This is a genomic window from Streptomyces sp. NPDC001480 (assembly GCF_042894725.1).
Lineage (GTDB): Bacteria > Actinomycetota > Actinomycetes > Streptomycetales > Streptomycetaceae > Streptomyces.
Genome location: NZ_JBIAVX010000064.1, coordinates 1 through 1622, shown reverse-complemented (window position 1 = coordinate 1622; position 1622 = coordinate 1). Strand labels below are relative to the sequence as shown.

The window sequence follows — 1622 nt, the reverse complement described above, 5'->3', positions numbered from 1 at the left end:
AGCGACTTTGGCCGGGAGTTTCAATGACCCTGTCAAGGCTGTGGCCGCCTCCACCGGTGAGGTGGGGGCGTTCGGGAGATCGTCTGTGCCTCGGCCGACGAACGCCAGCCACGACGGCGGGCGCGCCGACCGATCGGGTGCGCGTGTGTCTCGCTGCAGTCCCGCCGGCCTCAGCCACGCTGCCGGTTTTGTGGCCTCGGGTTGAGTCAAGCCGTCTGTGTGATGGGTGGGGTGGCGGTGAAGGCCCGGTCATCGCGTAGGAGGGCCCACAACACACTGGTGCGGCGTCGTGCGAGGGCGATGACGGCCTGGACGTGTTTGCAGCCCTCGCCGCGTTTCTTGAGGTAGTACTCCCGGTTGGGTCCGTCGCGGATGATGCTGGTCTGTGCGGAGAGGTAGAAGACCCTGCGCAGGCGGCGGCTGTAGCGCTTGGGTCGGTGCAGGTTGCCGGTGCGGCGGCCGGAATCGCGGGGGACAGGGACCAGCCCTGCGGCCGAGGCAAGATGGCCGGCGTCGGCGTAGGCGGTCATGTCGCCCGCGGCGACGACGAACTCGGCTCCGAGGATGGGACCCATGCCGGGCAGCGACTCGATGATCTCTGCCTGTGGGTGGGTGCGGAAGACATCGCGGATCTGGCGGTCGATGCGCCCCAGCCGGTCGTCCAGGGCTATGACCTGCGTAGCCAGGTCGGCGACGATCTGTGCGGCGGTGTCCTCACCGGGCAGTGCGGTGTGCTGGGCCTGGGCCGCTGCCACGGCCGCGGCGGCCACGTTGTCCGCGTCGCGGACACCTCGATTGACCAGCCAAGAAGCCAGGCGGTTCAAGCCGCGTCGGCGCAGGGCGGCCGGGGTCTGGTAGCCGGTCAGCAGCACCAGTGCGCCCTTGCGGGCCGAGTAGTCGAAGGCGCGCTCCAGGGCGGGGAACATGCCGGTGAGCACGTCGCGGAGCCGGTTGACCGTCCGCACCCGGTCGGTGACCAGGTCGGTGCGGTGAGCAGTCAGGAGCGCGAGGTCGGCGGCCAGCTGGGCGGGCACGTCGAGGGTGGTGAAGTCCCGGCGGTGGCGGGCGGTTTCGGCGATGACGTAGGCGTCGCGGGCATCGGTCTTGGCCTCGCCCCGGTAGGCGCCGGCCATGCGGTTGACCGTCCGCCCGGGCACGTAGACGGCCCGCTGACCGTGGGCTGCCAGCAGCGCCAGTAAAAGTGCGGAGGACCTGCTGGAGATGTCCACCGCCCAGTGCACCTCATTGGCCAGGTCCAAGATCTCGCCGAGTGCGGTCAGGATCGCCGACTCGTCATTTTCGATCTTCTTCGACCACAGAGTCGCGCCGGTCTCGTCGACTGCTGCGGCCCAGTGATGGCCCTTACCTGCATCGATACCGACCCATATCCGGGCCCGCTGTTTGCTCACGTGTCCCTCCCGCAGCCGAGATTTCTGCCGTCGGGCCCGTAGGACACCCCGTCGTCAGCTCCGTAAACAGCGACGCGTTCCGCGCATTTCAATCAGCGACCAGGGCGCCCCGAAGGACCGGACGGCCACTCCCGCCGAGCCACGGTCGGCAAGCTGCTTTGAAGCCACATCCGGCCCTCCCGGGCCACCGAACAACTTACGGAGCTGCTTTGG

General features: G+C 68.9%; 1 protein-coding gene. It reads right to left on the bottom strand.

The window, feature by feature from the left end:
- Positions 1–206: 206 nt before the first annotated feature.
- Entirely contained in the window at positions 207–1409 is a 1203-nt protein-coding gene (locus tag ACFY01_RS46710) for an IS110 family transposase (RefSeq protein ID WP_388605459.1), read from the bottom strand.
- Between the last annotated feature and the right edge of the window lie 213 nt (positions 1410–1622).